Raw genomic sequence first — 24,355 nt, 5'->3', positions numbered from 1 at the left:
TTTTGGTTAAAATTTTATCAATCACCGTTAATTATATGTCAATTTTGACTGATTATCAATAAAATAAGTATAAAACTTTTCACCAAACCGCAGAAAGTCCCACAGTGATAAAAGACAGCAGTCTTTTTCACTGTGGGACTTTCTTTCATTATTTTTTACATCGCCAGTTTAAATATTTCTACAATATCTTCTGTACTTAAGCGGCGCACCCAGCCGATGCTTCCGTCCTCATGGACAACGCGTACACGTTTCGCCATGCGCTCCATCACTTCTTCATCTAAATCCTCAACTCCGGGAACATCCCTTAATTTTGTCGGAACACCGAGGCTTAAGAAGAACATTTGTCCATGTTGTCTTTATACACATATTTCATCCATGCAGGAGTGATCACCGCAAGTCCTGCTCCGTGAGTTACGCTCTGATATTCGCCGGATAATTCATGCTCGATGAAATGGGATGCCCAGTCTCCGGTTCTTCCCATACCGGTCAGACCATTGTGCGAAAGAGTCGATGCCACCATGATGCTGGCTCTTGCCTCATAGTTCTCAGGATCTTTCATGAGAATCCGTCCGCAGTCCATACATGTGTGGAAAATAGCCTCACATAAATAGTCCGTCAGTATGTCATTTTCCTTTTCAGGAGTAAAATATCTCTCAAATGAGTGAGACATGATGTCAATGATGCCGCATGCCGTCTGAAATGGAGGCAGGGTCATCATAAGTTCCGGATTTTCAATGGCAAATCTGGCACGGTTGATGTCATTGTCACAGAACCGTTTTAAATTTTCGTCTGCTTTTGTGATAACACAACTGTTAGACGCCTCACTTCCTGTTGCGGCAATAGTAAGAATGACACCTAAAGGAGTACTCTTCGTTGGCACATCGTGAGGTACCCCGGATTCTTGTCAAAGCACGCTCTATATGAACATAAAGGCTTTCTTTTAATTCTTTGTCCCGGATCAGCTGAAGTCCCATGCGGTCTTCCACATATTCAATGAATGTATGGATTTTGGAATCCAGAATACTGTTTTTAACTGTATAGACTCTCGATGCATCCCCTTCTCTCCTCAGCCATTGATAGAGAGTGGCTTCATCTGCATGATTCAGAAGAATATTGATCATCAGCGCATTCTTTGCGATTTCACCAACCGTCACATAACCCTTGCTGTTCAGAATCACTTCTATTATTTCTTTAATCCGATTCGACATCTGCATAGTTCTTACCTCAAAAACATTTTAACACATACTATTCAAAGATCACATCTATATCATGATCAAAACAAAAAGTATCAAATTCTTCCGGCAGGGGACGGTCGGTGATCAATACGTCGATCTCCGCCAGATCAAATACTTTTATATAATATTTACAATTTATTTTTGTATGGTCTGCTAATAAAATGGTTTTTTTTGCCTGCTGATGATATACCCTGGTGATCTCCGCATCCTCTAAATATAAGTTTGTCAGCCCCTGTGAAACATCCAGGCCGCCCATCGACATAAAGCAGATGTCTGCATAGCGGGATCTCACATAATTACAGGCATCTGCACCGTAGACTGCATCATTGAAAATATCATATCTTCCGCATACAACCTCTACATTTATGTTTGATGATTTTGCCAATTCCTTTGCTGTGGCAAAGCCATGTGTCATGACATTCAGCTTTTTATCCCGCTTGATATATTGAGCCAGATAAAAACAGGAACTGCTGGCATCCATAAAAACAGAGTCCCCGTTTTGTACAAACTGTGACGCAAGCCTCGCGATATATTTTTTCTCCTGTATATTTTCATCGTGGCGGAATGCCTGTGGGTATTGTGTCTGCTGCCTGCTTACATAAGAGGCGCCGCCCCGGTTTCGCTTCAGCAGCCCCTTCTTATCCAGCAACGTCAAGTCTCTGCGGATCGTCGGCTCACTGACATACAAAAGTTTTGTCAGTTCTTTGACTGAAATATAATTTCGCTCTTTTACTAACTGGATAATTTTCCTTTCACGGTCTTCAAAACTCATAAGATTCCTCCTTATTACTGTCAATTATACAAAAAATCATGATTGTATTCAATCACAGAATGGGCGATTTTAGTTTCAAAACTCAATATTTCGATCAAATATTGATAATTTCCGAAAATAATATAGAATAACATCATAACTTTGAAAAAATGAACAGAAAGGAATCTGATACATGAAAATCGACGGCATTATTTTTGATATTGACGGAACACTGTGGGACGTGAGAGATGAGATTGCTTTGGCACTCACCAGAGAGGTCCACAATCAGGGCCATCCCGAAATAAACTTTACACCTGAGAATCTGACTCCCGTATTCGGAACTCCTCCAAATGAAGTGGCCGATCTGTTTATGCCCCACCTGCCGCCACAAGAGCGGTACAAACTCATGGAGGACTGCGGAAACCGTCAGATACAGCTTATTGAATCCTTACACACCGACCGGACTTATCCCGGAGTAAAAGCTACGATTAAAAAACTTGCACAGCAGTATCCTCTGTTTATTGTGAGCAACTGCCCCAGCGGTTATGTCCGTGCGTTTATGAGAAGAAACAAGCTGTCCCCCTGGATCACGGACTATGAAGAACAGGGTCACACCGGATTGCCGAAAGATAAGAACATAAAGCTTGTCATGGAGCGCAGCCGGCTGAAATCTCCTGTATATATAGGGGATACAAAAGGAGATGCCGAAAGCGCAAAAAAAGCCGGAACAGCTTTTGTATGGGCATCCTATGGTTTTGGTCATGTGGATAACCCCGAATATTCTATTGACGATTTCACAGAATTGCATAGATTACTGGATATATGAAATTTCTTAATTTTTTAAAATTAGGGGTTGCAAACAATTTTTAATGAACTTATGCTTATTAATAAGGATATCCTTTATCACATAAACCAATGGATGAAAGGAGAAATTATGACAACCCAGCAAGACATGAAAGAACTTGAAGCGATCATCAGCAAATACTATGGCAATACAGCAGGCATCGTCGTACTAAAGGACGGTGAAATCCAGTATGAGCAGTACTTTAACGGCTGTACCGCCGAAAGCTGCGTTCATATATATTCTGTTACAAAGAGCATTGTCTCTATTTTAATCGGAATCGCTATGGACAAAGGTTTTATCACAGACATTGACCAGAAGGTTTTGGATTTTTTCCCTGACTACGTCCCAAAACAGAGAGAAAAAACCATACAGAATATAACACTGAAACATTTGCTGACTATGACAGCACCGTACAAATACAAATTTGCCCCCTACATCAAATACTTCACCAGCGATGACATGGTAAAGTTTACGCTTGATTTACTGGGAGGCAGAGGGAAACCAGGCCAATTCAGATATGCTCCCCTGATAGGACCGGATCTTTTGACAGGTATTTTAAAACAAGCTGCCGGCCAGTCTGTATTTGATTTTGCCCGGGAAAATTTATTCATACCGCTTAAAATTACCGCAGAACGCAGCATCGTATTTCATTCCAAGGAAGAACAGCTGGCATTTAACAAAGCCACGGATATCAGCGGCTGGGTCTCTGACCCGTCCGGTACAAACACAGGAGGCTGGGGCCTTACCCTCTCGGCTGCGGATATGGCAAAACTGGGTCAGTTATATCTAAATGGCGGACTGTGGAACGGGAAACCTATTGTTTCAACAGAATGGATCAGCGAGAGCACGAAAGAGCACAGCCGCTGGATTAAGGAGAACCTTGCTTACGGGTATTTATGGTGGCTCCACGAAGATGGCTTTGCGGCAATGGGAGACGGTGGAAATGTAATCTACGTCAACAGAAAGAAAAACCTGACCGTAGCCATCGCTTCCCTATTTAAACCCAGAGCGAAGGATCGAATAGACTTTATTCAGAACTATATAGAACCGAAATTTCAGTAAAACTTATTTCTAAACATTCAAAAACAGCCTACCCATGGAATTTTTGTTGAATTTCCATGAGCAGGCTTCCCGTCATAAATTATTCCCGATACCCTGAGATCAGATCCGCAAATCTCTTGGCCGTCAGATGCGGCCTTGTGATAGCACTTCCGACAACCACTGCATGTGCCCCCAGATACAGGCATTTCACTGCTTCTTCCGGAGTATTGATATGCCCTTCCATCATCATATACACATCGTCGCCAAGATCCCGGCACATTTTTGCGAATGCCCTCATATCCTGGGTTTCAAAATGTTTTGTAGCCTCTGTATATCCAAACAGGGTAGGTGCCACGATATCCACACCCAATTCGGCCGCCCTTTTCGCCTCTTCATAATTAGAGACATCGGCAAAAATCATAGCCTCAGGTATTTCCCTTTTTACATCCGCTACAAGTTCCCATGCACGGCGGCCTTCTTTTGTGATCCGGTCCGTACAGTCCATGGCAATGATCTCTGCCCCGGCTTCCCAGACCTGCTTTGCGGCCTCCAGTGTCGGTGTGATAAAAACTTCTTCGTCTCCTCTTCTGATCTTATACAAACCGATCAGCGGCAGATCCACTGCCTTTTTAATAGCCCGGATCTGCTCCGGAGAATTGGCCCGGATTCCGACTGCCCCGGCCCATTGTGCGGCCTCTGCCATCTTGACTACCATATCGTCTGTATAAATCGGATCTTCAGGCACTACCTGGCAGGATACGATCAGACCTTTCATAGAATCCAGTATTTTTCTTTTTTCTGCATCTGTTGTATTCATGATTCCATCTCCTTTTATGTCTATATTGCCTTGTACGTTTTTTACTATCTTTTATCATAACATAAAATATGCAATCTGACACCTGATCTATCCAGTGCGGCAGAATTCTTTCGTGGCCTTCATCTTTTCTTCTGGCTTTTTCCTTTTCATCAGTCAAATCCACGTATCCTTTCTGCCACCGGCGTCTTTCCCCGAATGATCCGATATGCAGCCAGAGGAATCCCAATGCATACTGCCGCGGATGACGAAACGGCGGCCAAAACCGGAACAACCGGGATTTGAAATGGAATGTTCATGTAATTCATCGTCTGATAGTACTGATAAGTAATAAAAAGGCCAGCCGTTGCCGTCAATGACAGAGAAGCTGCCGCAAACAGCAGCCCCTCCCTGACCAGAAGCTTTTTCACCTGTTTTTCGGTCATTCCCACACTTTCCATGACAGCCAGAGATACCTGCCGGTTCTGGATATTTCCAAACACCGTATTAATATAATTCATCAGTCCGATCAGTGCAAGGAGAAGGGCAATTCCCACACCGACTCCGGTCATATTTCCCTGGGCCTTTTGAATATCTTTCATGCTGTCGATCTTGGATTCATAAGACACATCTTTGGCAAAGGTACTTTGACTCAGGTTTTTTCTGATCCTGTCTTCTGTTTCATCGTCATATTCCTTTGTATACCGGATATTCAGTTTTGAAATATACGGATTCATGACGTACTTCTTCATAAATGATTCACTGACGATGACTGCCGGTCCCTTTCCCGAAGTTCTGCCGTAATAACTGTCATCGGTCATGCCGGCAATTCTCGGCTGGAACTTTTTGTTTTTATTTTCTGACAGATAGAATTTTACCCTTGCTTTTTTATCAATCTCACCGGAAAGCTCCATGCCCGGCCCATAAATGATGCAGATCTTTCCGCTTTCAAAAAGTTTCTGATCTACCGGGTGTATGAGACTCTTATTTAAGTACTCAAATTCCTTTTTATCAATCCCCTGCATGACAGAATAATATTTCTCCGGGTGCTTTTTATAATCGTTGATATCGTCTTTATAAGGCGTATACATCCACCTTTCATAAAACTCTCTCATCCACACATCTGAAAATTCCGGCTCCCATGGGACGATGATCTTTGCGCAGAGCAGCGGGTGTACTTCCCGGATATCTTTGCTCTTTTTCAATTCTTTTACCAAAGAAGGTTTAAGAATTGGTTTCCATTTTTCATCTTCCTCTTTCATCAGAGAATCATTGCTGACTACTAAATCCGTATCCATATAGTTTGACATGATCGTTCTGGCTCCGTGACTTTGAATGATCGTGATCAGACACAAAAACATAGACAGACTGGCAGCAAGGGAGAGCACTGAAATTCCTGTTTTTTTCTTATCCTTAAAAAACTGATCTGCAGCTATTCTCCATAAAAGACTGCCGTTTCTGGTTTTATGCGCCTTCTTTTTTGCAGATGTAAGACGATAATTCAGCGCTTCCACAGGTGTAACGGAAGCTGCCGTCTTTATTGGCTTTCTGCTTCCGAAATAGACGGTCAGTCCCGCAATAGAAATAGTAATAAAAAAGACTGCCGGATGAAATGTGACAGGGATTGCGCTTTCCCTGATGCCGAGAGTTCGCACAATCTTCGGGATCACCAGAAAGGATGTAAAAAAACCGAACAGGATTCCTCCGCCCACCCCGGCTGTTCCTATAAGCATCATCTGTGTTTTCATAAATCGGCGGATCTGCCTTGAGGACATTCCCACGGTCTGCATCAGCCCATAGTAACGGATATTCCCCGAAACGGACAGATACAAAATATTATAGATCAGCAGATAGGCACTCAGGCAGGTGACCAGGACCAGACCTGCCATTCCCGCAAAGATACCTGCGGACTTCTCTGTTTCTCCTGTAAATTGAAAATTCTGCCGCTTATTCAGACGAATACTCTCCTGAAACTTCGTCCTCTGATCTTCTGTCAGTATTTTATTTTTAAATTTTACATGCAGCACACCCATATTATTCAGCTGATATCCGGTCTTTTTATAAAATGCTTCTGATACATAGAACAGCTGCTGCTCGCCGTATCCTTCCCATATTCCGGAAATAAGAAAGTTTTTCGTGTGAGTACCGTTCTGGTCTGTATAAGTCAGATCAAAGGTATCTCCAACATCCAGATTTTCTTTCCCGCAGTCCTTCAGGGCTGCTTTCGTGACCATCAGTTCATTTTCCTTTTTCGGATAATAGCCTCTTACCCGCTTTCTGGCAGGCTTCATCATGACACCCCAATAAGTCTCATCACACCAGATCATTCCAGTATGTAGTGTATCATCTGCGTCTGTTTTCACTGCGGCTCCTGCATATCCTCCTGCTCCTGCCACTCTGACGTCCTGATTACCTTTGCACCGGTTAAGCTGCTGCTCTGAATAGCCGCCCTGTAGCACTGCATCAAAATCTGCACCGTGTAAATGAATATTCTGCAACTGCTGCATTTTAAAATAAGTGCTTCCGACCGTAAACACACTGAACAGCATAAAAGAAGACAGCATGACGGCGATGATCATCACGGCAAACTTAGGCTTGTTTCCTTTCAGCGAAGACATGGCCATCTTTGTAATAATCTTCCGGTTATTATTCTCCAACATACGCATCACTTCCTCTCACGATCCGTCCGTCCTCGATGTGAACGATCCGGTCAGAAAGCTGTGCAATATCCTGATCATGGGTAATCAGCACAACGGTCTGTTTAAATCGGCCCGCTACTGCCTTTAAAAGCCCCAGCACATCATGGCTGGAAGCAGTATCCAGATTCCCCGTGGGTTCATCAGCCAGAATAATCGAAGGTTTTGATGCAATAGCTCTGGCAATGGCCGCCCTCTGCTGCTGTCCTCCGGACAAGGTGCTGGGCAGCGCCTCTTTTTTCTCCTGCAGTTTCAGAAGATTCAGGATCTCGTCAATGAATTCTCTGTCCACACAATCTCCATCCAGTTCAATAGGCAGGGTCACATTTTCATACAGGTTTAAATCCGGGACAAGATTATAATTCTGAAATATGAATCCGATTTTTCTTCTGCGGAAAACCGCAAGCTGTTCTCTGTTCATTTCCGCAAGATTCTTTCCGTCTACATACGTCTCACCTTCCGTAGGCACATCCAGCCCTCCGATCATATGAAGGAGTGTACTCTTCCCGCTTCCCGATTTACCGATGATAGAAACAAATTCCTGGTCTTTCACCCTGAAGTCTACCCCGTCCAGTGCTTTCACAACGTTCGTCCCCAGCTGATAATATTTTTTTAATGCCCGTGTCTCTACTATGTATGATTCCATAGATTTATCTCCTTTCTTTTAATACTGCAATCATAACTCATAAAAATCACAAACCTTTCACAGGCATAAAATTTCACAGTACTGTGACTTTCCTTCTGTCACCCGTTGGGCAGGTAAATCTGAAAATCAGATCCTTTTCTAATCTCAGAACAGACCTGGATATAGCCGTCCTGCAGTGCTATGATCTTTCTCGCCAGATAAAGTCCCACACCGATCCCCTCCTGATCATATACTTCCGGTTCCCGGTAAAACCTTGTGAAGATCTCTGCCTGACGCTCCAGGGCGATCCCTTTTCCTGAATCTCTGATACTGATCTTCGTAAATATCTCCTGGACAGACACCAAGATCCCGACACTTCCTCCCCTGCCGGTATACTTTACCGCATTGTCAAGAAGGTTAAAAACAGCCTCCTCAGTCCACTTTGTATCATGATTTACCACTATATCCTCATCGCAGTCCACAGACAGGCGTATCTGCTTTTTCTCGGCTTTCGGCACGATTGCCGCTACCGCTCTGAGAAGGGTCCCGCACAAGGGTAATTTCATACAGCAGACTTCTATAACTCCTGTTTCCAGACGGGACATTTTCACCATGCTCTGCAGAAGAAAATCCAGCTTTTCGGTCTGAATCCTTACCTTTTGAAGAAATTCCCCTGCCTCTGCCGTGCCCAGTCCTTCATCCAGTAAAACCTCCTCATAGAGCTTGATATTTGCAATAGGGGTTTTCGTCTGATGGGAAATATCTGAGATCAGGCTTTTGATTTTTTTCTTCTCTTCCAGATTTTCCGCGCTTTCCCGCTTCCAGATGCGCTCCAGCTTCTGAAGCTTTTCGTATACTTTATCCCACAAAGTATCTCCTTCTTCATTTAATCTTTCCAGTTCCCTGCCGCAGGTCATATCGTTCAGACATCGGAGCAGGCGGTCGGTAAATGAGGAAATATCCCGTTTTAACTTCCACATTTTTATTCCCATAGAAACCGATACGAAAAAAAGGCAGCATGCCGCTGCTGTCATGATTCCAGCCATTGATATCCCATCCCATAAATATTAGAAATATATTGATGCTCTCCGTCCTCGATCTTTTTTCTCAGACGATTTACATTCACTGCCAGAGTATGCTTATCCACGAAGCATCCTCCATTGTCCCAAATGCGCTCAAGTAATACAGCATAGGTCAGAAGCTGTCCTTTGTTCAGGACAAACTGGCGAAGCAGCCGGAATTCCGTAGGGGTAACTGTACATTCTTTTCCGCCTGCCTCTACCTTTGCCCTCTCAAAATCAATCTTTAAAAATCCATCGTCAAAGAAATTCTGTCTGCCGGCCTTTTCTCTTTTTAAAACCACGCGGATTTTTTCTTTTAAGATCTTGATAGAAAACGGCTTCGTAATGTAATCCTCCGCCCCGGAACCATAGCCCTCCAGGGCATCCTCCTCCAGATCTCTCGCTGTCAGGAACAAAACCGGGACTTCACTCTGTCCTTTCATCCATCTGCAAAGAGAAAATCCCTCTCCGTCCGGCAGATTGACATCCAATAAAATCAGTCCCATTTTTTCTTTTCGATATACGGCTTTTGCCTCACGAACCGAATACGCTGAATATATGTCATACCCCTCTTTTTTCAGCGTATAGCAGATCGTCCGGTTCAGTTCCCGGTCGTCTTCCACGATCAATATCTTCTGCATTTTGCACCTTCTTCCCGTATTTTCATCTGTGTTCAGCTTCTATTTTATCATACAATTAAGCCAAAAGGCCTTCAATCCGGTGATTATCACGATATTGTGATCTTAAAAAAATAACAAAGGAACTGCTGTACATAACCGATTTCTCCGTCATGCCACAGCAGTCCCCTACTTTGATTTTACTGAATTTATTCTTTATTATAGAAATAACAGCTTTTACTTCAGCGTTTTTAATGCCTCTGCTACAAAGGCGTGATCTTCACTTTGAGCCATTCCGGATACGGTCACGGTTCCGATCATGCCTGTCCCGGAAACGAAGACCGGAATGCTTCCCCCTGCCTGAGCGTAATCGCCTTTTTCCAGACCATACCGATTCCACAGGTCATCCTGTTTGAGGTCCATAGACAGTTTCATCTCGTAAGAACTTTTTTCAAAATCATAAACCGTGTTTTCTTTTCTGCGGACCCAGTCTTCGTTGTTCTTGGACGTGCCCTCCAGTGCCGCATAAAAAATCTGCTTTCTGTTCTTTGTAATGGATATTACAATAGGTTTGTTCTCTCTCAAAGCTTTCTGGTACATCTCAATACCCAGTGCACAGGCTTCTTCGTTTGTGAACGATTTCAGGACAAGCTCTTTCTGCTCCTCGTTAATCTGATCAATTAATGTTTTAATATCTTCCATAACTTCCTCCCTATTGGTCTGCCGGGAACACGATTCCCATCTGTTTTCTCGCTTCATCCATGACCTTCAACTCCAATATAGAGTATTGATTATGTATCTCAGCACTTTCTTTTGCTTCTGCCAGCCGAATGAATTCTTCTATCTCATAATACATGTTGTTGGTCTTTTTGTCTATTTTGATCTCTTCTCTTTCTCCGCTGCGGTACACAATCTCGATTGTTGTCGTATCCGGAATTTCCTTTATGATCATGGAGGCCTCTTCCCCCTGGATCTGGCTTGGAAGTGCGGAATTTGTAATCTTAGAGTACATAAGCTCCGCCTGCATTTCATCATACATGGCCACAATCGTACCGGAGGCGTCAACTCCATTGGAAAGTTTCAGGCAGTGAGCCGAGATCTCATTGGGGAGTCCGAACAGTTTCACCATCGGATGCACACAGTAGACGCCGATATCCATCAAAGCACCGTTGGAAAGCTCAGGCTTGAAGGCATTCTCTATGATCCCCTTTTTAAAATTGTCATACCTCCTGGAATACTGACAGTACTGGAATGTTGCTCTGCGGATTTTTCCGAGCTTTGGCAGGTTTTCCCGAATCGCCGCAAAGCCGGGATCAAATACGGAACGCATGCCCTCCATAACGATGACCTGATGTTCTTTTGCAGCCTTGATCATATGCTCTAATTCGCCGGAATTGGAAGCAATGGTCTTTTCACACAGGACATGCTTGCCGGCTTTCAGCATCTTTATACTCTGTCCTGCATGGAGTGCATTAGGAGATGCCACATAAACTGCATCAATGTTTTCTGCAGCCGCCAGAGCATCAAGAGAATCATAGCAATCTTCGATCCCATATTTTCCTGCATACTCTTTTGCCTTTTCCATGCTCCTTGAGTACACTGCCTGGACCTTAAAGCCCTCACATTGGCTCCCCGCATCCATGAAATTGTCTGTTATAAAATTTGTTCCGATTACTGCAAATCTGACCATATGATCTCATCCTTCCGTGTGGCTATTATTTTATATTGTTTACTATTATTTTATTGTGTTGAATCTTTTTTGTCAACCTGCCGCCTTTTGTTTTCACTTTGAATAGAACAACTATAGGCAGAAAGGCTTATCTGGAAGCATCTCACAAAGGTTTCTGAAAATATCATGGATTTTTTTGCAGCCTGAATACCGTTATATCCCATGTTATCAATCCGGTTAATTTAAGGAGCTGCGTAGGATGCTCCGCTCTTTGCTGCAAGGAACGCCTGCATCGGTGTATAAACTGCGGTTGCTGTCAGTTTAATTCCCTCTTTCTTTAATTCCTGCATTGCGAGTTCTTTGAGTACATCATAAGGACTTCTTTTGCTTTTAGCCAGAATGGATGGATTCGTAGTCACGCCATCCATCGGATAATATTCGTAAATTTTTGTTCGATATTCGCATCATCAATCATTAATTTCATGGTAATTCTTCCTTTCAATTACAGTGTCTGCTCTGTTCTTTCAATAATATCATCCTGTGTCTTTTTAGAAAGTACATTAAAGAATGCACTGTATCCGGCCACACGGACAATCAGATCTTTATGGTCTTCCGGATGTTCTTGCGCATCAAGCAAAGTTTCTTTTGACACAATATTATACTGTACATGATATCCGTGCAGTCTGTTGAAAAATGTGCGGATAAGCATTTCCAGCTTCTGCTTGTTTTCCTCAGTAGAAAGCATTTGAGGCGTCATCTTTTGATTTAATAAAACACCTCCGGTAATCTTTTCAGTAGGAAGTTTAGAGACAGTCTTAAACACTGCTGTAGGACCATTCTTATCCGCATTATGTGCAGGGCTGCAGCCTTCGGCCAAAGGTTCAAATGCATTTCTTCCATCCGGTGTTGCTTTGGTTCCCATACCCTGGCCCACATTGGCACTGATGGAAGACGTACCGCCATAACGAATTCCCCCGATCGGCCCTCGCTGGTAACGGGTATTTGGATATTTCTTGATTTCATCTAAATAAGAATCATATGCTTCAATGACCAGCTGATCTACATAGTCATTATCATTGCCGTACTTCGGTACATCATTGACCAGCATCTCCTGGATCTTCTGATTCTCCGGAGACTGAAAATCATCAAGGATTGCATTCCAAAGCTGTTCTTTTGTGATCTTCTTTTCTTCGTAAACAAGCTGCTTAATGGCAGCCAGAGAATCTGCCATATTGGCAATTCCAACCTGAAGACCGGAAATAAAATCATAAACAGCTCCGCCTTCTTTGATGGTCTTTCCTCTTCCGATACAGTCATCTGTAAGCGCAGAGCAAAGAATATCCGGGACATCTCTTTCTGAAGCTTTATCAATGACATTCTCTACGATAACACTATAACGTGTCATTTCTCTCACCGTTTTGTCCCATGCTGCCAGCAGATCCTCGTAGGAGTCCATATCCTTAAAATAGCCATAGCCTTTTGTAAATCTCTTTCCACTTGTCAGATCCACGCCATTGTTCATAGCGCAAAGCAAAACTCTCGGGAAATTAATATAAGACATTCCAGTACAGCGGTATCCCCACTTGCCGGGAACTGCGGTCTCTACACATCCAATGGCGCTGTAGTTATAAGCGTCCTCTTCTTTGACACCCCAGTTGATAAAAGAAGGTATAATAATCTCGTCATTGTTAAGTGCCGGCATTCCGAATCCCAGTTTCATAACTTCGATGCATTCGTCAAAGAACTGCTCGTTGATATTTTGATGATATCGTACCGTCAAATTGGGCTGGGTAAGCCTTGTCTGTGCAACAGACTTAAGTACTGCAAAACTTAATTCATTCACTGCATCTTTCTTATCCGGTGTCTGTCCGCCGATCGTAACATTCTGATACATAGGGGAACCGGCTGAACTTAAGGTATGCGCCTGGGATCTTATTTTGTTGATGGTCAGTGTCTTGATCCACAGGCAGGTAAGGAGTTCTTCCGCCTCTTCCTCTGCCATCGTTCCGTCCTGAATATCTTTCCTATAATACGGATACATATACTGGTCAAACCTTCCGTAACTTAAGGAATGTCCGTTTGACTCGATCTGCAGGATCAGCTGGATAAACCAGACAGACTGTACGGCCTCTTTGAAAGAGGATGCCGGCTCATATGGAACTCTGGAACAAATTCTGCACATCTCTTCCAACTCAGCTTTTCTCTTCGGATCCTTCTCTTTATCAGCTAATTCTTTTGCCAGCCTGCTGTAACGCAGTGCAAAATGATGAACCGCCTCAATCACAATCAAGACAGACTTGTAAAATTCATTTTTATCAACACTCTCCGGATCAGTGAAGTCAAGAGCATCTTTGAGAGCCTTTGTTCTTTCTTCATATCCTTTCAATCCCTCAGACAGAAGTCTGCCATAATTAACTGCCAGATGGGCATCTCCTGCATTTAGTTTTCCTTCCATACCGAAAACACCGGTCTCCATAAAAACACTGACTTCATCAGGAAGAAGCGCCTCACCTCTTGCACGGAGATTATTATTCTCCCAGAATGGAGCAATCTCACGGAGCTGTTGTTTTGTCTCCTCTGTTATATAGAAAACATCTCCATCTCTCTTTTCAAAGAGATCCAATTCGTTCAGGACGAATTCCATCGTATATTCCGGAAAAATCGGAGCATTTGTATTCTTGGTCGCCTGATTGCCGGCAATCAGAGATTTGTCTTCAATGTAAATCGTCATACCTTCCAAAATCTTCTTCAACATAAGTGCTCTTACCATAACACGCGGCTGATTCTGATTCTCTTTATAAGCCTGAGTCGCCAGTAATGCCCTCTCAGCATCAATGTAAGGTTTTTCATCCAAGACTTCTTCACGGAAAGTTCTCATTCTGTCTGTTAATGATCCAAAATGCGCTTTGTTTTCCATAAGCTTCTCCTTTTAATTTCACTCGTAATTATTATTTGTTTTATTTGTAATTTAACTCTAACTCTTTTCCGGCAAAAAGTCAAGATGATTTTAGTATAAAATCCTTTTACATTTCATTTGAAATTTTTCATTTTCAATTTGAAACAAATATGATATGATCTTATCAGTAAAGGAGATTATCATGAAAAAAGCAGATTATACAAAAACCGGTGTTATCTTTAATATTCAAAAGTTCAGCGTCAATGACGGCCCCGGCATCCGTACGGTTGTGTTTTTTAAAGGATGTCCCATGCGCTGCCGCTGGTGCTCTAACCCTGAAAGCCAGCTGGCTAAAATGCAGGTATTATGGGATCAAAAAAAATGCGCCAGATGTCATCACTGTATGGATATATGCCCTGCTCAGGCAATTTCTTTGAAGCATGATCATATCCATATAAATGCAGCCAAGTGTACCGGATGCAGGCAGTGTGTACTTGAGTGTCCGGGGAAAGCTTTAGAATTGGAAGGAGATATAAAAACCGTACAGGATGTCATGGATGTGGTCATGCAGGATAAAGTTTTTTATGAAGAAAGCAGCGGCGGTATTACACTGTCCGGAGGTGAATTTCTTTCTCAGCCCGACTTTGCCGAAGAATTGCTGCTTGCTTCTAAAGAAAAGGGACTGCATACCTGCTGCGAGACAACAGGATTTGCTGATCCGGAGATCTTTAACCGTGTTATAGAAAATCTTGATTATATACTGTTCGATATGAAACACTGGAATTCCGCAAAACATATAGAGGGTACCGGTGTTGGCAACGATCTTCCTGTTTCCAATATGAAGCGCGCCATTAAAATGGAAAAAGAAGTGCTGCCCAGAATACCTGTCATCCCAGGATTTAATAATTCCCCGGAAGATGCCGCCGGATTAGCAAACGCCTTGCAGGAAGCAGGGGCCAAAAAATGTCAGCTCCTTCCTTTCCACCAATTTGGCGAAAACAAATACAGCTTATTGGATCAGACATATGATTACCAGAATGTACCGTCTATTCACAGGGAAGATTTACAGGATTATCTTCAGATATTTATTAATTGCGGCATTGATGCGTTTTTTTAAACATAAATTTCTTTCATTCGTAACTCTACTCTATTGAAATATAATTTTTTGTGGTATACTAAAAAGCAATATAAAATATCATACCTTATCGTGCGAAGCACGTCCACCCGAAGGGTATAAAACACGGGATGCCCTTTGGGTATACCTTATCGTGCGAAGCACGTCCACCCGAAGGGTATGAAACACGGGATGCCCTTTGGGTATAAATTTTCAGTATACGATACGAACGGAGTCATCATATGAAAAACAGAACAAATAAGATATTGGAACTGCTTACCCAGAAGAACAAAATCGAAGTATCACTTCTTTCCGAAAAACTTGGTGTTTCACAGGTTACTGTCAGAAAAGACTTAGATGAACTGGAACGCAAAGGAATCATAAAACGTGAACACGGATTTGCGCTCTTATGCAGCACAGATGATATTAATGGGAGAATCGCCTATCATTATGAGGCGAAACGGAAAATCGCAAAAAAGGCTGCTGAACTTGTCTGCGATGGCGATACGGTTATGATCGAAAGCGGAAGCTGCTGTGCTCTTTTAGCTGATGAACTGGCTTCGTCCAAAAGAGATCTGACAATTATTACTAACAGTGCTTTTATCGCAGAGCATATCCGTGGGAAATCAAATTTTCAGATTATTCTTCTGGGCGGCACCTATCAGCAGGATTCCCAAGTCATGGTAGGTCCGATGATCCGTCCCTGCGTAGAAAACTTTCTTGTAGATCTGTTTTTTATCGGAACAGACGGATATGCCCCCAATGTGGGCTTTACAAATCGGGATCAGATGCGTGCACAAGCTGTGCGGGATATGGCCGCACAGGCAGGAGAAGTTATCGTGTTAACAGAAAGTGATAAGTTTTCCAAACACGGAATCGTTCCCCTAAATCTAAAGGAACAGGTCAAAACAGTTATTACCGATGATCAAATTTCTGAAGCTTCCAAGTCAGAACTGGAAAGCAAAGGAATCAAAGTCAGGATCTCATGAGTTTTTTATCACTATTTCCGTCACGCTTTGAAATGCGTTCCTCCAATAGTGATAAAAAACTATCGTTGTATCATTTCTTTGGTTATAGAGATACATAGTAGTAAAAACCCAAATAAACAGAATGAAAAATATCCTTGTCTTTTGATATTTTCCATTCTGTTTTTCTTACTTATTAAATTTATTCATCATCTTTTCTTGAACGGCTGTAGATCATCTTCTTCGTCACAATGAAGATCACCAAAGCAGCAAGCACGATAACACCGCCTACAAGGAACACATTTGCATATGTGGAGGCAGCGCCGGCCTCAACCCCTGTAATACTTCCGCCTGACATAGCGCCTTTTGACATGAGCTGTCCGAAAACCGCCACACCGACAGACCCTGTGATCGCCTGGACAAGATCGTTGATCCCCAGCACACGTCCTGACTCTTCCGGTGATACCGTAAGTGTCGCGGTATCTACGATCGGTGAGTAGAAGAAAGATGTTCCGAAATAATAGATACACGGTGCTGCCGCCAGAGCTGCAACCTTACCGTATGGAATCGCAAATGCAATGGCGATCAGACCGAGTCCCATAGCAGAGAGAGCCATGATGATTCCCGCGGAACGTCCGATCTTTTTGATGACCGGTCCGCACACGAATCCAAGCACTGCTGCAAGGAGGATGGACCAGACGAGCAGGTTGGAAACCTGAGCAGAATCAATGCCGAATACTTCAAGTCCGATGGCATTCACACCGGCATTCAGTGTATAGCTGAAAAAGTAACCTACGAAGATGACAACCATCGTCGCCACAAATGCCGGATTTTTCAAAAAGGCAGGAGTGATGATCGGGTCTTCGGCTTTATTGATGTACACAATGAACGCTACCAGAGTCACAACTGTTGCGGCAGTCCAGAGCATATTCATATCTGTAAAGAACATTGTGACGGCCCCTGCGAAAGCTCCGATCAGAGTAAAGCCCCAGCCGTCGATCTTAGCGCCTTTTGCGTGTTCATCCGGAAGGTTCTTTGAAAGTGCCGGAAGAAATACTATGGAGATCATCGGAATCGCAAACATCCATCTCCAGTCTATTTTTGTCACATATCCGGCCGCAACTACACCAAGGGCCGCTGAGAATCTGAATACCGCTACAAAAATACCATAGTAGACGACGCGTTCTTTCTGAGAAATATATTTGGACACAAGGACTAAGAACACAGAGCCTGCCACCTGTCCTCCTATGGACTGTAGCATACGCGCGGCTACAACCGCCCAGATACTCACAGGTCCTAATAAAAATCCAATGGCAGAGCCGGCGGCAAACACAATCGTCCCTAAAAGTGTCATTTTTTTCAGAGACACAAAGTCACCCAGAGATCCATAGATTACACAGACGATACCGAGTGCGATTCCCGGAAGAGATGTAATGAGAGATGCCAGTTCCGGTGTTCCCAGCTGCTGTCCGATATTTACAAAGATCATTCCGAATGCCTGCTGTTCAAGAATGCCGAAAATAAAGATGATCAGCACCAGCGGAATCGCTCGTTTTGCCATTCGGTTCATTTTTTCAAATTCCGGGGTTCCTTCTGCCGGTACCGGAATACCTGTTGTTTTCAAATTCGTATTAGACATTTTTCATACCATACCTTTCAACTGTCTTTTTCATATTGTTTCTTAACATTTGATATTTGCAGCCCGCTCCACATAGCGTCTGCGGAAACACTCCACATCGACGTCAACGCACACAGCCGCATTTTTTGTCTCACTCAATGTACCGTCATAGTCCACGACAGTAGCGCCGATCGTAAGTGGACTGGAGATCTCTACATCAACAAACGCTTCTTTTGTCTCAAAAAGCTCCGGCTCCATGAGATACATGGCTGCGGAAGGATCGTACATCTTGACTCCCTCTTCCACATGTCCGCCGTCATAGGAACGAAACAGAGAGCTGATCATGGTTCCTGCCTCCCCGCTCTTTTCAAGCTCCTCGAGATCTTCCGCGGTCAGCCTTGCTTTTCTTCCGATATCCAGGCCTACCATTGTGATCGGAATCCCGGAGCGGAATACGATCTTTGCCGCCTCCGGATCAATGGTCACATTAAACTCTCCATAGATTCCAATGTTTCCTCTCTCGGTGGAACCTCCCATCATAATAATTTCCTCAATTTTTTCTTTCACTTCCGGAAATGTCTGAATCAGCAGCGCAATGTTTGTCAGCGGCCCAAGAGTAAGGATTGTCACCTTCTCCCCGGCTTCTTTCAGTATGCGGTATTCACTCAGAACTGCATTCTCTTCTAATAAAAGTTCTTTCTTAGGTTCAGGGAATTCAAATCCGCCCATTCCTGATTGTCCATGGGCATTCGTTGCAAAACGGTTATCCCTCAAAAGCGGAGCCGCCGCACCTTTTGCCACTGGAACATCTTTTTTAAGGAATGTAAGAAGTTTTAAAGCATTATTTGTCGTATGCTCGATGCCGACATTTCCTGATACACTGGCGATGAGTCTTACATCCACAGACGGCTCGGACAGCATGACAGCAATCGCTGCCGCATCATCAATCCCGGGGTCTGTGTCAATGATTACTATTCTCGGTTTCATGGTTTCCTCCTAATATGTTTATTCTTCCGCAAACCTCTCTGCCTCATCCCTTTTTGGGATCGACGGAGCCGCACCTTTTACAGCCACTGCCATTGCAGACGCTTTTGCGGCCATATCAAGTGATTCTTTCACTGATTTCCCCTGTAATATGCAGGACATGAAATAACCCGTAAATGTATCTCCTGCCGCTGTGGTATCTACTGCCTTCACTTTATAGGCTTTCTGCACTGCCGTCCCCTCGGTTCCGGCATACACAGAGCCTTTCTCTCCCAGTGTCAGAATGATCTCCGCGTGCGGGAATTGTTTTCTCAGCCGCTTCAATAATATTTCTTTGCCGGCATCCCGTGCAGCCCGGACAAGGACCCTCGCCTCTACTTCATTCAGTATAAAACAGTCGATATGGTCCAAGTTTATCTCGAATATTTTTTCATTCATCGGAGATGGGTTCAGGACGATCTGCATTCCTCTTTCTCTCGCTTTTTCTACAATATATGGAATCTCACTGATCTCATTTTGGAGGACCAGACAGTCGCCTTCATCAAAATTTTTCAGTACCTGATCCGCCGTCTCTCTTGTCACCGCCTGATTTGCACCGCCGTACAATATGATGCAGTTATCTCCATTTTTGTCCTTCTGAATGACCGCATTTCCTGTCCGGACATCCTCGCTTACCTTTAAATATCTGGTATCAACACCGGCGTCGCAGAGGAGTTCTCCCAAGAATTTTCCGTCCGTGCCGATCACTCCGGCATGGTAAACGTCTCCTCCGGCTCTTGAAAGAGCAATGGACTGATTCAGTCCTTTTCCTCCAGGAAAAACTTCCAGTGATTCTGAAGAAAGAGTCTCTCCCTTCTCTGCAAAATGGTTCACACTATATACATAATCAATATTCAAAGAACCAAAATTAAGTATTTTCATAATTCCCTCACTCACTCGTTGTTCTTCGGGATTTCAATGCCGTCTCATAAATTTTTCGGCAGTCATCCCGGTTCAGTCTTTTTATGCCTCCAATGCTGTCATCTTCCCCGTGGAAAGCAATCCGGTCAAGCATCTGTTCCACCCCGTCTGTCGGAACCTGAAACTCCTCAAACGACACCGGCATTCCCATTGTGCGGAAAAATTCTTCTGTTTTTAAGATTCCTTCGTATGCGGCCTCCAGCGTATTCTTCCTATTCCATTTCACACCGAATACTTCCCCGGCGTAGCGGGCAAACCGTTCCGGTGCTTCTCTATATACATATCTCATCCAGGAACCCATGATAATAGAAAGTGTGGCTCCATGGGGAGTGTCATACAGAGCACTCAGTTCATTTCCGATCTCGTGGACTGCCCAATCCTGTACCCGTCCGACCCCCACCGTATCATTATGTGCGATCGTACTGATCCACATGATCTCTGCCCGGTAAGAGTAATTGTCCGGCTCCGCAAGAACCTTCGGTCCAATCTCGGCCAATGTTTTGAGAATTCCTTCTGCCATTCTGTCAATCACTCCGACCTCTCCATCCGGCGTAAAATATCTCTCGCACACGTGGGAGAACATATCCGTCACCCCGCATGCAGTCAGAAATTTCGGGAGTGAATAAGTTAGCTCCGGATTCATAAATGCAATGGCCGGACGAATGACCGGATGACTTGCCAGAAGTTTCATGCCAAGCTCCGTATTGTTGATGACACTTACTTCGCTGGATTCACTTCCCGCCGCTGGATAGGTGAGGATCACACCTGTCGGAAGAGATTTCCCGGGAACTTCGGCTCCCGTAAAAAAATCCCACACATCTGTGTCCGCCACGGCTCCAAGCCCGATTGCTTTCGCAGAATCGATGACACTGCCTCCGCCGACGGCAAGGATCATATCCACCTTCTCTTTCCTGGCGAGATGAATACCTTCTCTTACAAGAGACAGTCTGGGATTCGGCACCACACCGCCCAGTTCCAGGATTCGAATCCCGTGAAGCCGCAGCTGTTCTTTGACACTGCCGAGGAGTCCGCTGTCACTTAATCTTTTCCTGCTGCCGTAATGAATCAGGACTTTTCTGATCCCCATCTGTTTTAATTCTTTTCCTATCCGGTTATGTGCATCTCTTCCAAATACAAACCGGGTTCCAATCCCTATGCTGAAATCCTGAAGCATGGTTAAACTCCTTTCCTCAAAATGTTTAGAATCTCAGAAACATTGTGTGCACAGTGTTCGGGAGTGTATGCACAAAGTTTTTTTGTATCTCCGTCTCCATATGTGACTCCGATACAATGAATTTTATTTTCATGTGCAGCCTTTATATCACTCCAAGTATCCCCGACATAGACGTATTGACTTTTCTTCATGCCTGAACACTTCATCACATATGAAATCATCTCACTTTTAGACTTCTCCCTTCCCGGAAAGGAATTCGGGGAAATCCAGCCGTCAAACAGCTTTTCCCAGTTCTTTTTTAACAGGATCCGTTCCAATGCTTCTTTGGGTTTCATGGTAACAATATAATGTAGAATTCCTTTTTCTCTGGTCTTCAGAAGAAGTTCTCTGATACCGGGATAGAATTCTGTATGTTGATATCCATTAAACATACGGTAGTGCACCCGCACCAGGGATTCAAACTCTTCATATTTTTCGCTTTCCGGAGGAGGGACGATCTGATCAAAAACCTCCTTTACAGATTTCCCCAGATTGCTGTCTTCACTGCTAAAAGTCTCCGGCAGCTCCCCTCCGCATTTTTTAGCAGCATATTGCAGAGAATTCCACACATCTTTGCCCGTATAAGCTAAGGTGCCGTCAAAGTCCCACAAGATCGTTTTGTACATCATCACTTATAATTCTTAAGCGTCTTATACAGCAGATCCATGAAGCCCGGAAAATCCAGTTCCAGGGCTGCTTCCGCATTCGGCGCTTCTCCTCTGAAATCCATCTGAGGTTCTCTGCACAGATCTACAGCCGGTTCCACACCTCTTAGATGCCGGTAATCACATACAGTCATTCCTCTCGTCAGTTCGCCCTTTAGCTCGATATCAATATGCATGTCCGCCGCCTTGATAAGAGACGGATCGATCAGCCATGCCACTGCACAGGCATCGTGCATATTGGCCCCTGAAAGAGATGCGCTCTTTATTGTGGTATCAATAAAAAATTCTGTCAGATCTGCCGCAAAGTGTGCCGCCTTCGTTCCTATCTCCCGGAACTTTTTCACATGTTCGGCGGTCAGGCAGCATTGTCTGGTCAGATTGATTCCGGACATTTTCACATGCATTCCTGAGTTAAACACCCGGTATGCCGATTCCGGATCTACATAGATGTTGAATTCTGCTGCCGGAGTCCAGTTTCCATAGGTCACAGAGCCTCCCATAATGCTCAGTTCTTTGACCCGTTCAACGATCTTTGGTTCCCGGTTGATGGCTGCCGCAATATTTGTCAGAGGACCTGTGGCAATCAGTGTCACATCATCTGTGTTCATCACTGTCTCCACAATAAAATCAACTGCATGCTTATCCTGCGCTTTTACGGACGGCTCCGGAAGCACAGGGCCGTCAAGTCCTGTCTCACCGTGAAACTGCGGCGCGGTCACCAGGGGTACGGTTGTAGGGCAGGAATGTCCCGCGAAGACAGGGATATCTGTTCTCTCCAGTACTTCCAGCACCTTCAGTGCATTTTTTGTCACGTTTTCCAAGGTGCAGTTTCCGCCGATCGTAGTGATGCCAAGCACATCTAAATTCTGCACTGCAAGCATCATGGCAAAGGCATCGTCATGTCCCGGGTCACAATCTAAAATCACTTTTTTCATATTTTTTCTCCTTTATCCTTTGATCTATACTCATCCAGAAATCGCTGCAGCTGTTCTTGATCCGGGGAAGTTCTCGCACCCTTCTTTGCTACGGCATAACCGGATACTGCATTCCCTGTGATCAGGCATTCCTTCAGGGATTTCCCCTCCAGCACCGCACTGATAAATCCGGCATTGTAGACATCACCTGCACCGACCGTATCCTCTACCTTTACCGGAAAAGCAGGCGCCGCCGTCTTTTCTTTCTCAGTAAATCCGTAGGAGCCTTCTGCGCCGTTCCTCACGATCACGGTCCGGCTCCTGTTTACAAACGACTCAGCATTGGCTCTCCAGTCCATCTCTCTGCCAAGATAGGCAAATTCATCGGTGCCGGAGCCAAGCAGATAGTCTGTATATTTAATGATCTGCCGCACTGCTTTTTCGTATTCCGGATCAAGGATGCCGTTGTCCACCCTCAGATTTAAGTCAAAAGAAGTAGGAACCCCTGCCTCATGCGCTTTCTTAAAAATCCGGATTACTGTATCGCGGGCAGAGGTATCATATGCCAGCGACATTCCTGAGGAGTGGACCCAGTTCGCCTTTTGAACCTTTTCAAATGACACTTTATCCGCATCCAGCGTCTTAAATGCCTGATCCACTCTCGGCCATCCCCACAGATACCGCTCTCCGTTTTCATCGATGAACGCAAACACTCCGACCGTATTTAATTCCGGCTCAATGATCAGGCCGGAGATATCCACGCCCTCTTTTGAGAGATCATTCTTTACATACCTTCCATACTGGTCTTCCCCGACGGAACCGACAAAACCTGTTTCGACTCCAAGTCTTGCCAAAGCCACTGCCGTGTTGGCGGAAGTCCCTCCTCCCTGAATAGATGGCTCCGGGTATTCAACCAAAGTCCTCTCTTTATTGAGGAACTTAGGATAAGGTACGATAATGTCGACGGTGGCATCGCCGACCACCATCACCTCAGGCATTCTGTGCAGCCTCGATAAACGCTTTCACTTTAGCCGGATCTTTGCAGCGTTCGGTATCCGCACGCTCGTCATCATAGTTTGTCATAGTAAAGGAGTCCACTCCATATGGGTGTGTAATGTGGATGGCTTCCGCTACATTGTCTGCATCCAGACCGCCTGCGATGATACATGGTACATCCGTGCTTTCGATGATCGCTTTGTCAATCTCACGGTCGTGGGTGAGGCCTGTTGCACCGATATCTCCCGCAGACGGCGCCTTCGTGTCAATCAGGAAGAAATCTGACACCGGTTCATAGTCTCTGATATACTGCATGACTTTCTGTTCCTCAAGCGGTACTCCCGCCAGAACCGGGATCGCCTGCATGATCTTAAGGCCAGGGAATCTGTCTTTGAGTTCCTGTACCTGAGCCGGTGTGATGCCCTCAATATCTCCTGATAAGTGCATAACGTCCGGTAATGCTTCTTTAAGATCTTCTGTGATCTCATCGATATCTTCTGATACCGTCAGACCAATCCTCACCGCTTCCGGCTGCACCCCTTCAAAAATTTCTCTTGCGCGCTCACAGGAAAGCTGCCCCGGAGTCCTTTTGATCTTTCCATAGGATACTCCCAGGTGGTGTCCTCCCATTTCAACAACCATCCTTGCATCCTTCACTGTCCTGATCCCATAAATCTGAATAATCACGTCTGCCATTT

The 24,355-nt window shown here is 44.4% G+C and carries 25 protein-coding genes; 4 read left to right on the top strand and 21 right to left on the bottom strand.

The features are described 5' to 3' along the window. Positions 1–155: 155 nt before the first annotated feature. From P8F77_RS08890 to P8F77_RS08875, 4 genes are read right to left on the bottom strand one after another with little or no spacing between them, the layout of a single operon-like run. Positions 156–341 (bottom strand): hypothetical protein, encoded by a 186-nt coding sequence (locus P8F77_RS08890; protein WP_287518411.1) that lies wholly within the window; start codon positions 339–341, stop codon positions 156–158. Then, entirely contained in the window at positions 329–880 is a 552-nt protein-coding gene (locus P8F77_RS08885; protein ID WP_287518413.1) for an iron-containing alcohol dehydrogenase, read from the bottom strand. Before P8F77_RS08885 ends, P8F77_RS08890 begins: the two co-directional genes overlap by 13 nt. Continuing rightward, complete coding sequence (locus tag P8F77_RS08880; RefSeq protein ID WP_287518416.1) at positions 822–1,214, bottom strand: hypothetical protein; 393 nt, start codon at positions 1,212–1,214, stop codon at positions 822–824. Before P8F77_RS08880 ends, P8F77_RS08885 begins: the two co-directional genes overlap by 59 nt. A 31-nt stretch (positions 1,215–1,245) precedes the next feature. Further along, positions 1,246–2,007 carry a DeoR/GlpR family DNA-binding transcription regulator gene (locus P8F77_RS08875; protein WP_287518418.1) on the bottom strand — a complete coding sequence of 254 codons (762 nt, stop codon included), beginning with the start codon at positions 2,005–2,007 and terminating at the stop codon, positions 1,246–1,248. 172 nt (positions 2,008–2,179) lie between these two features. On the opposite strand from P8F77_RS08875, the gene P8F77_RS08870 reads away from it, so the two are divergent. Continuing rightward, positions 2,180–2,812: an HAD family hydrolase gene (locus P8F77_RS08870; RefSeq protein ID WP_287518421.1), complete on the top strand. Its 633-nt coding sequence runs from the start codon at positions 2,180–2,182 to the stop codon at positions 2,810–2,812. A gap of 108 nt (positions 2,813–2,920) precedes the next feature. Further along, positions 2,921–3,892 (top strand): serine hydrolase, encoded by a 972-nt coding sequence (locus P8F77_RS08865; protein WP_287518424.1) that lies wholly within the window; start codon positions 2,921–2,923, stop codon positions 3,890–3,892. 79 nt (positions 3,893–3,971) lie between these two features. Here P8F77_RS08865 and P8F77_RS08860 read toward each other — a convergent pair whose 3' ends face one another. The 9 genes from P8F77_RS08860 to P8F77_RS08820 form a co-directional block, all read right to left on the bottom strand. Beyond that, positions 3,972–4,688, bottom strand: coding sequence for an N-acetylmannosamine-6-phosphate 2-epimerase (locus tag P8F77_RS08860; RefSeq protein ID WP_287518426.1), 717 nt, complete (start codon positions 4,686–4,688; stop codon positions 3,972–3,974). Between the two features lie 149 nt (positions 4,689–4,837). After that, positions 4,838–7,324, bottom strand: coding sequence for an ABC transporter permease (locus P8F77_RS08855; RefSeq protein WP_287518429.1), 2,487 nt, complete (start codon positions 7,322–7,324; stop codon positions 4,838–4,840). Beyond that, positions 7,311–8,006 carry an ABC transporter ATP-binding protein gene (locus P8F77_RS08850; RefSeq protein ID WP_024727673.1) on the bottom strand — a complete coding sequence of 232 codons (696 nt, stop codon included), beginning with the start codon at positions 8,004–8,006 and terminating at the stop codon, positions 7,311–7,313. Before P8F77_RS08850 ends, P8F77_RS08855 begins: the two co-directional genes overlap by 14 nt. A 98-nt stretch (positions 8,007–8,104) precedes the next feature. After that, on the bottom strand, positions 8,105–9,031 hold the full coding sequence (locus P8F77_RS08845; RefSeq protein WP_024727674.1) for a HAMP domain-containing sensor histidine kinase: 927 nt from the start codon (positions 9,029–9,031) through the stop codon (positions 8,105–8,107). Further along, positions 9,016–9,687 carry a response regulator transcription factor gene (locus P8F77_RS08840; RefSeq protein ID WP_287518433.1) on the bottom strand — a complete coding sequence of 224 codons (672 nt, stop codon included), beginning with the start codon at positions 9,685–9,687 and terminating at the stop codon, positions 9,016–9,018. Before P8F77_RS08840 ends, P8F77_RS08845 begins: the two co-directional genes overlap by 16 nt. 213 nt (positions 9,688–9,900) lie before the next feature. Continuing rightward, entirely contained in the window at positions 9,901–10,365 is a 465-nt protein-coding gene (locus P8F77_RS08835) for a heme-degrading domain-containing protein (protein ID WP_270432541.1), read from the bottom strand. A 10-nt stretch (positions 10,366–10,375) separates the two neighbouring features. Beyond that, complete coding sequence (locus P8F77_RS08830; RefSeq protein WP_024727677.1) at positions 10,376–11,353, bottom strand: Gfo/Idh/MocA family oxidoreductase; 978 nt, start codon at positions 11,351–11,353, stop codon at positions 10,376–10,378. A gap of 221 nt (positions 11,354–11,574) precedes the next feature. Next, entirely contained in the window at positions 11,575–11,760 is a 186-nt protein-coding gene (locus P8F77_RS08825; RefSeq protein ID WP_330625623.1) for a transaldolase family protein, read from the bottom strand. 74 nt (positions 11,761–11,834) lie between these two features. Further along, complete coding sequence (locus P8F77_RS08820) at positions 11,835–14,249, bottom strand: glycyl radical protein (protein WP_024727678.1); 2,415 nt, start codon at positions 14,247–14,249, stop codon at positions 11,835–11,837. 181 nt (positions 14,250–14,430) lie between these two features. On the opposite strand from P8F77_RS08820, the gene P8F77_RS08815 reads away from it, so the two are divergent. Together P8F77_RS08815 and P8F77_RS08810 are read left to right on the top strand one after the other, a co-directional pair. After that, positions 14,431–15,345, top strand: coding sequence for a glycyl-radical enzyme activating protein (locus P8F77_RS08815; protein WP_287518441.1), 915 nt, complete (start codon positions 14,431–14,433; stop codon positions 15,343–15,345). 239 nt (positions 15,346–15,584) lie between these two features. After that, positions 15,585–16,331: a DeoR/GlpR family DNA-binding transcription regulator gene (locus tag P8F77_RS08810; RefSeq protein ID WP_287518443.1), complete on the top strand. Its 747-nt coding sequence runs from the start codon at positions 15,585–15,587 to the stop codon at positions 16,329–16,331. Between the two features lie 178 nt (positions 16,332–16,509). Here the strand turns inward: P8F77_RS08810 and P8F77_RS08805 are convergent, their stop codons facing one another. From P8F77_RS08805 to P8F77_RS08770, 8 genes are read right to left on the bottom strand one after another with little or no spacing between them, the layout of a single operon-like run. Next, complete coding sequence (locus P8F77_RS08805) at positions 16,510–17,946, bottom strand: MFS transporter (RefSeq protein ID WP_287518445.1); 1,437 nt, start codon at positions 17,944–17,946, stop codon at positions 16,510–16,512. Positions 17,947–17,988: 42 nt separating this feature from the next. Then, the gene (gene rihC / locus P8F77_RS08800) at positions 17,989–18,912 is read right to left on the bottom strand and encodes a ribonucleoside hydrolase RihC (RefSeq protein WP_024727682.1); all 924 of its coding nucleotides are present in this window, start codon (positions 18,910–18,912) and stop codon (positions 17,989–17,991) included. 18 nt (positions 18,913–18,930) lie between these two features. Continuing rightward, a complete protein-coding gene (locus P8F77_RS08795) occupies positions 18,931–19,830 on the bottom strand; it encodes a ribokinase (RefSeq protein ID WP_287518447.1) in 900 nt (299 codons plus the stop codon). A gap of 7 nt (positions 19,831–19,837) precedes the next feature. Next, on the bottom strand, positions 19,838–21,043 hold the full coding sequence (locus P8F77_RS08790) for an iron-containing alcohol dehydrogenase (RefSeq protein WP_287518448.1): 1,206 nt from the start codon (positions 21,041–21,043) through the stop codon (positions 19,838–19,840). Positions 21,044–21,045: 2 nt separating this feature from the next. Continuing rightward, the gene (locus P8F77_RS08785; protein WP_095142882.1) at positions 21,046–21,711 is read right to left on the bottom strand and encodes an HAD family hydrolase; all 666 of its coding nucleotides are present in this window, start codon (positions 21,709–21,711) and stop codon (positions 21,046–21,048) included. After that, the gene (locus P8F77_RS08780) at positions 21,711–22,682 is read right to left on the bottom strand and encodes a nucleoside hydrolase (protein ID WP_287518449.1); all 972 of its coding nucleotides are present in this window, start codon (positions 22,680–22,682) and stop codon (positions 21,711–21,713) included. Before P8F77_RS08780 ends, P8F77_RS08785 begins: the two co-directional genes overlap by 1 nt. Next, positions 22,679–23,659 (bottom strand): sugar kinase, encoded by a 981-nt coding sequence (locus P8F77_RS08775; protein WP_270432554.1) that lies wholly within the window; start codon positions 23,657–23,659, stop codon positions 22,679–22,681. Before P8F77_RS08775 ends, P8F77_RS08780 begins: the two co-directional genes overlap by 4 nt. Next, positions 23,652–24,353, bottom strand: a complete 702-nt coding sequence (locus P8F77_RS08770) for a phosphoribosylanthranilate isomerase (RefSeq protein WP_024727688.1) — start codon at positions 24,351–24,353, stop codon at positions 23,652–23,654. Before P8F77_RS08770 ends, P8F77_RS08775 begins: the two co-directional genes overlap by 8 nt. Positions 24,354–24,355: the final 2 nt, after the last annotated feature.

This window comes from Anaerostipes sp. PC18 (assembly GCF_039789045.1).
Lineage (GTDB): Bacteria > Bacillota > Clostridia > Lachnospirales > Lachnospiraceae > Anaerostipes > Anaerostipes hominis.
The sequence above is the reverse complement of the archived record's forward strand: the minus strand, read 5'-3'. Positions and strand labels throughout refer to the sequence as shown.